The organism is Vibrio sp. 10N.222.46.A1 (assembly GCF_041473595.1).
GTDB classification, from domain to species: Bacteria; Pseudomonadota; Gammaproteobacteria; order Enterobacterales; family Vibrionaceae; genus Vibrio; species Vibrio tasmaniensis_A.
This window is the reverse complement of sequence record NZ_JBFRSN010000029.1, coordinates 1-6,289: the sequence shown is the minus strand read 5'-3', so window position 1 is coordinate 6,289 and position 6,289 is coordinate 1. Positions and strand designations below refer to the sequence as shown.

6 protein-coding genes are annotated in these 6,289 nt (G+C 42.3%); 5 read left to right on the top strand and 1 reads right to left on the bottom strand.

Going from position 1 to position 6,289, the window contains the following annotated elements:
- Positions 1 to 51: 51 nt before the first annotated feature.
- From cysZ to crr, 5 genes are all read left to right on the top strand, one after another.
- Entirely contained in the window at positions 52 to 810 is a 759-nt protein-coding gene (cysZ, locus tag AB4496_RS01345; RefSeq protein ID WP_012604561.1) for a sulfate transporter CysZ, read from the top strand.
- Between the two features lie 236 nt (positions 811 to 1,046).
- The gene (gene cysK / locus AB4496_RS01340; RefSeq protein WP_012604562.1) at positions 1,047 to 2,015 is read left to right on the top strand and encodes a cysteine synthase A; all 969 of its coding nucleotides are present in this window, start codon (positions 1,047 to 1,049) and stop codon (positions 2,013 to 2,015) included.
- A gap of 303 nt (positions 2,016 to 2,318) precedes the next feature.
- Entirely contained in the window at positions 2,319 to 2,576 is a 258-nt protein-coding gene (locus tag AB4496_RS01335; RefSeq protein ID WP_004734263.1) for an HPr family phosphocarrier protein, read from the top strand.
- Positions 2,577 to 2,729: 153 nt separating this feature from the next.
- The gene (gene ptsI, locus AB4496_RS01330; RefSeq protein ID WP_009847363.1) at positions 2,730 to 4,454 is read left to right on the top strand and encodes a phosphoenolpyruvate-protein phosphotransferase PtsI; all 1,725 of its coding nucleotides are present in this window, start codon (positions 2,730 to 2,732) and stop codon (positions 4,452 to 4,454) included.
- Between the two features lie 106 nt (positions 4,455 to 4,560).
- Positions 4,561 to 5,070 (top strand): PTS glucose transporter subunit IIA, encoded by a 510-nt coding sequence (crr, locus tag AB4496_RS01325; RefSeq protein ID WP_009847364.1) that lies wholly within the window; start codon positions 4,561 to 4,563, stop codon positions 5,068 to 5,070.
- A gap of 573 nt (positions 5,071 to 5,643) precedes the next feature.
- On the opposite strand, the gene AB4496_RS01320 is transcribed toward crr, so the two are convergent.
- A partial coding sequence (locus tag AB4496_RS01320) for a flagellin (RefSeq protein WP_372130506.1) occupies positions 5,644 to 6,289 on the bottom strand: 646 nt, incomplete at its 5' end.

Below are 6,289 nucleotides of genomic sequence, written 5' to 3'. Positions count from 1 at the left end.
CACTAGAGATGTTTGCTATTTAACCAAATTCACATGTGACCCAATTTAAATATGACTATTGAATCTGTTCCTCGCTCTGGCTTTGGCTATTTTATTTTCGGAATAAAAATTGCCTTATCGCCGAGTATCCGTAAGTTTGTACTGCTTCCTCTTATCGCTAACGTGTTACTTGTGGGCGGTGCTTTATTTTATATTTTCTCCAACTTAAACACTTGGATTGAAGGCTGGATTGGTGCATTGCCAAGTTTCTTGTCGTGGTTGTCATATATCCTATGGCCACTACTTGTGTTAACCGTTTTGGCCACGTTTTCGTATTTCTTCAGTACACTCGCTAACTTTATTGCCGCACCTTTCAACGGATTACTCGCGGAAAAAGTCGAAGAACTGCTGAGTGGTAAAAAAGTCAATGATGATGGTTTACTGGATGTACTTAAAGACACCCCTCGTATTTTAGCAAGAGAATGGCGCAAGCTTGTCTATATCCTGCCAAAAGCGATCGGTTTGTTCCTACTTTTGTTAATTCCAGCGCTAGGACAAACTGTTGCACCGTTTTTATGGTTCATTTTCACTGCATGGATGTTAGCTATTCAGTACGCTGACTACCCGTTCGACAACCATAAAATCAAGTTCGATGACATGAGAAATAATTTGAAACAAAAGCAAGGTAAGAGCTACAGCTTCGGCGCACTTGTTTCCGTGTTTACTACCATTCCAGTTTTAAACCTGATTGTGATGCCAGTTGCCGTCTGCGGCGCTACTGCAATGTGGGTTGCAGAGTTTAAAGACCAAGCCCTACGCTCTCGTCTATAGCTATCGCCTATAGTTCTACAGCCTGCTCTAACAACGCCTATCTTTTTGAAGTTCTGATTTCAATAAAGATAGGCGTGAATCCTGCGACATCTCTATATGATATAACTTTTTAATCCTTTTACCTTTTTTTCAACTTGTTTAATCTAAATTCAAGCTAAACAAACATCGAAAGACACTAGACGGTAAATTGGTAGATATACTACGTTTAGTTCTGTCATTAAATGAAGGAATATCGCATGAGCAAGATCTACGAAGACAACACCCTAACGATTGGTAACACACCTTTAGTCCGCCTAAACAAGGTAAGCAAAGGTAACGTCCTAGCTAAGATCGAAGCTCGTAACCCAAGCTTCAGCGTTAAGTGTCGTATCGGTTCAAACATGATCTGGGAAGCAGAAAAAGCAGGTACGCTTAAGCCAGGTATCGAGCTTGTTGAGCCTACCAGTGGTAATACAGGTGTTGCTCTTGCATTCGTAGCTGCAGCGCGCGGTTACAAGCTAACACTAACAATGCCTGAATCAATGAGCCTAGAACGTCGTAAGCTGCTTAAAGCTCTTGGCGCAAACCTAGTGCTAACTGAAGCACCAAAAGGTATGAACGGCGCGATTGCTAAAGCTGAAGAGATTGTTGCTTCAGACCCAGACAAATACCTACTACTGCAACAATTCAACAACCCAGCGAACCCACAAATTCACGAGCAGACAACTGGCCCTGAAATTTGGGAAGCAACAGATGGTGAGATCGATGTGTTTGTAGCCGGTGTAGGTACAGGTGGCACTATCACTGGAACAAGTCGTTACATTAAAGGTGAAAAAGGCAAAGCCATCACTTCTGTAGCCGTTGAACCAGCAGAATCTCCAGTGATTGCGCAGGCACTTGCAGGTGAAGAAATCAAACCAGCACCACACAAAATCCAAGGTATTGGCGCAGGTTTCATTCCTGGCAACCTAGATTTAGACATTATTGACCGTGTAGAGTCAGTAACTTCTGAAGAAGCAATTGAGATGGCTCAACGCCTAATGAAAGAAGAAGGTATCCTAGCGGGCATCTCATCTGGTGCAGCAGTAGTAGCAGCAAACAGAATTTCGGAACTACCTGAATTTGCAGGGAAAACTATCGTTACTGTACTACCAAGCTCGGGCGAGCGTTACCTTAGTACGGCCCTATTTGCTGGTATCTTTACGGAAAAAGAGAACCAACAATAATATGTGGTCAAATCAATTTTTCGTCCAAAAAAGCCCCATTTAGGGGCTTTTTTGTTGATCCCTGCCTCACCTTTGGTAATATCGGGTCTGTTTTATTTTTCGCTTCAAAATAAAAGAAGCAATAAACAAATTCTGAAAGTCATGAGTACTCAACAAAAGACGACCATGGCTGGATAAAAATTTATAACCAGTCTAAGTTCTAACACGAACATGGCGTACTAGCCTCTAGCGCATTTGAGCTAAAGCAGTTAAGCTAAATCTGGTTACAAACTTACAAAAAATAAATTAATTGGGGTATATAAAATGTACGAGAAGCAAGTAGAAATCACAGCAGAAAACGGTCTTCACACTCGTCCAGCTGCACAGTTTGTTAAAGAAGCAAAATCTTTCGACGCTGACATCACAGTGACTTCTAACGGCAAAAGCGCTAGCGCGAAAAGCCTGTTCAAACTACAAACTTTAGGCCTAGTAAAAGGTACTAACGTTACTATTTCAGCTGAAGGCCCTCAAGCTCAGCAAGCTGTAGACCACCTAGTTGCTCTTATGGATCAACTACACTAATACGGTCTCCTTCTTTCAAAGCCATTTTGCACAGCAAAGTGGCTTTGTTCGAAATAGATAGCAATTCGAAATAGATAGCAATAAGCGCGACATTAGTCGACGACTTAAAGTCACACATTCTCCCGTTTACAGTTGAACAACTAAGGTAAGGCTATGATTTCAGGCATCCTAGCATCTCCTGGTATTGCTTTCGGTAAAGCACTACTACTTCAAGAAGATGAAATTGTCCTAAACACTCAATCTATCTCAGACGATCAAGTTGAAGCAGAAGTTCAGCGTTTTTTTGACGCTCGTAACAAATCTTCTCAACAACTTGAAGTTGTAAAGCAAAAAGCACTTGAAACTTTTGGCGAAGAAAAAGAAGCAATCTTTGAAGGCCACATCATGCTGCTTGAAGATGAAGAGCTAGAAGAAGAGATTTTAGCACTCATCAAGAAAGACAAAATGCACGCAGACAACGCGATCTACACAGTGATCGAAGAGCAAGCTGTTGCACTTGAGTCGCTTGATGATGAGTACCTAAAAGAACGTGCGACTGATATCCGTGATATCGGTACTCGCTTCGTTAAAAATGCACTAGGCATCAACATTGTATCTCTAGCAGATATCAATGAAGAAGTTATCCTAGTTGCTTACGATTTAACGCCATCTGAAACGGCACAAATCAACCTAGACTACGTTCTTGGTTTTGCTTGTGACATCGGCGGTCGTACATCTCATACTTCAATCATGGCACGTTCACTTGAGCTTCCAGCTATCGTTGGTACTAACGATATCACTAAGCAAGTTAAAAACGGCGACATGCTTGTGCTAGACGCGATGAACAACAAGATCATCATCAACCCTTCTGACGCTGAATTAGCAGAAGCTAAGAAAATCAAATCTGATTTCGAAGCAGAAGCAGTTGAACTAGCAAAACTAAAAGACTTACATGCTGAAACTCTAGACGGTCACCGTGTAGAAGTTTGTGGCAACATCGGTACAGTAAAAGACTGTGACGGTATTCTGCGTAACGGCGGTGAAGGCGTTGGTCTGTACCGTACTGAATTCCTATTCATGGACCGTACTGCACTTCCTACTGAAGAAGAGCAATACGTTGCTTACAAAGAAGTAGCGGAAGCAATGGAAGGCGAGTCAGTGATTATCCGTACTATGGATATCGGTGGCGATAAAGACCTACCATACATGGACCTTCCACAAGAAATGAACCCTTTCCTAGGCTGGCGTGCAGTACGTATCAGCTTGGATCGTCGTGAAATTCTACGTGACCAACTACGTGGTATCCTACGTGCATCTGCACACGGTAAACTACGCATCATGTTCCCAATGATCATTTCTGTTGAAGAGATCCGTGAACTGAAAAAAGCAATCGAAGAGTACAAAGTTGAACTTCGCGCTGAAGGCCTAGCTTTCGATGAAGAAATCGAAATCGGCGTAATGGTTGAGACTCCAGCAGCAGCTGCAATCGCACACCACCTAGCGAAAGAAGTATCTTTCTTCTCTATCGGTACTAACGACCTAACGCAATATACTCTTGCGGTAGACCGTGGTAACGAAATGATTTCTCACCTATACAACCCACTATCTCCAGCGGTTCTTCTTGTTATCAAGCAAGTAATCGATGCTTCTCACAAAGAAGGTAAATGGACAGGTATGTGTGGCGAACTAGCAGGTGATGAGCGTGCAACTCTACTTCTTCTTGGTATGGGTCTAGATGAGTTCTCTATGAGCGGTATCTCTATCCCTAAAGTTAAGAAAGTAATCCGTAACTCTAACTTCGCTGAAGTTAAAGCTATGGCTGACGAAGCACTATCTCTACCTACAGCTGCAGAAATTGAAGCTTGTGTAGAAAAGTTCATCGCTGAGAAAACTCAGTAATCACCAAGAGCTTAATGAAGTTAGACGGCTAAAAATAGTCGTCTAATTTGTTAGATTGGTATAGTATATTCTACAGAATAAAACTAAACGTTAGGAGCATGACACAATGGGTCTGTTTGACAAACTGAAAAAGCTTGTATCTGATGACAGCGCTGATGCTGGTGCAATCGAAATCATCGCACCTCTTTCTGGTGAAATCGTAAACATCGAAGACGTGCCAGATGTAGTTTTCGCTGAAAAAATCGTTGGTGATGGCATTGCTATCAAACCAGCTGGCGATAAAATGGTAGCTCCAGTTAACGGTACTATCGGTAAAATCTTCGAAACAAACCACGCATTCTCTATCGAGTCTGACGACGGTATTGAGCTTTTCGTTCACTTCGGTATCGATACTGTTGAACTTAAAGGCGAAGGCTTCACTCGTGTAGCTGAAGAAGGTCAATCTGTTAAAGCTGGTGACACAATCATCACTTTCGACCTTGCGCTTCTAGAAGAGAAAGCAAAATCTACGCTTACTCCAGTTGTTATCTCTAACATGGACGAAATCAAGGAGCTGAACAAGCTTTCTGGTTCTGTAACTGTTGGCGAAACTCCAGTTCTTAAAGTAACTAAGTAATCCCGATTACTTATCTGCTTTAATTAAAACGCTACCTAAGGGTAGCGTTTTTTGTGCCTGCTATATTTGTTCAATACCTCAGATAGGCAGTACTGACTATCACACCGAAACCCTTCTCCTAGTTCCCTCAACCAATGACAACTACACTGACCGTTTATCCCCTGCTATCCGACCTAGTTTTTTACTAAACGTTGTTAAGCGCTATTCAAGGCATTTCGCCTATACATCAAATTACACTTGTGAATTTTAACAAACAGAGATCTCTGATATCTCGTTCTACTCGATTCTGAGATGACGACTAAAGACTTCGATTCAGGTAAACAATTGATCAATACCGCCTATAGTCGTCATTCCCTACAGTGAGGAACGAGCGTGATAGGGAATCTCTCTTTTGCGTCTGCTTACCAGCACTGCACTTTTCCAAATATACCTTCGCTAAATAACAGGCAATAAAAAACCCAGCCGAAGCTGGGTCTGTTTAGCGCTCATCTCTCACCACGAGCTAATTTGTGGAAGCCTAACGTTGACGCTTGTGATCAACAACGCTTAAAGTCAACGTGGCTTTTCAACCGATTAACCTAGTAGGCTAAGTGCCGAGTTCGGAGCTTGCTTCGCTTGTGCAAGAATCGAGCTTGAAGCTTGTGAAAGAATTTGAGACTTAGTCATGTTAGTCGTTTCTTTCGCGAAATCGGTATCTTTGATACGGCTCTTAGATGCATTAACGTTCTCGTTGATGTTATCTAAGTTGTTAATTGCGTGGTCAAAACGGTTTTGGAATGCACCAAGCTCAGAACGGTGGCTATCTACATATTTAAGTGCCGCATCGATAACAGCAACAGATTCTTGTGCGCCACCAACAGACGTTACGTCGATACTATCAACCGTAACTTGCTTAGCCTCTAGCGTTTTTGGGTCCTCAGGTTTCGCACCTGCTGTCATGCCTAATTCATCTGATAAAGCACCAGAAAATGCAATTTCTCCATCAACTTTATTGTTGCCAGCGAAGATTTGCAGTTTACCTTCTTCATCAATTGACGCTTTTACTAGGTCTTGTTGACCGTTAATGTAAGTCGCTAGCTCTTCAATGTCATCGCCAGCTTTAGCAGAGATGTTGATTTCTCGTTGGTCACCGAAGCTGTCTTTTAATGACATGGTTAAGTCATTCGCGCCAGCTTTCACGCCCCAATCTTTACCTTTAGCTTCTGTAAATTGGTAGCTG

Excerpts from the sequence above, each read along its gene's own strand:
- cysZ (WP_012604561.1), top strand. The coding sequence starts at position 52 with ATGACTATTGAATCTGTTCCTCGCTCTGGCTTTGGCTATTTTATTTTC.
- cysK (WP_012604562.1), top strand. The coding sequence starts at position 1,047 with ATGAGCAAGATCTACGAAGACAACACCCTAACGATTGGTAACACACCT.
- AB4496_RS01335 (WP_004734263.1), top strand. The coding sequence starts at position 2,319 with ATGTACGAGAAGCAAGTAGAAATCACAGCAGAAAACGGTCTTCACACT.
- ptsI (WP_009847363.1), top strand. The coding sequence starts at position 2,730 with ATGATTTCAGGCATCCTAGCATCTCCTGGTATTGCTTTCGGTAAAGCA.
- crr (WP_009847364.1), top strand. The coding sequence starts at position 4,561 with ATGGGTCTGTTTGACAAACTGAAAAAGCTTGTATCTGATGACAGCGCT.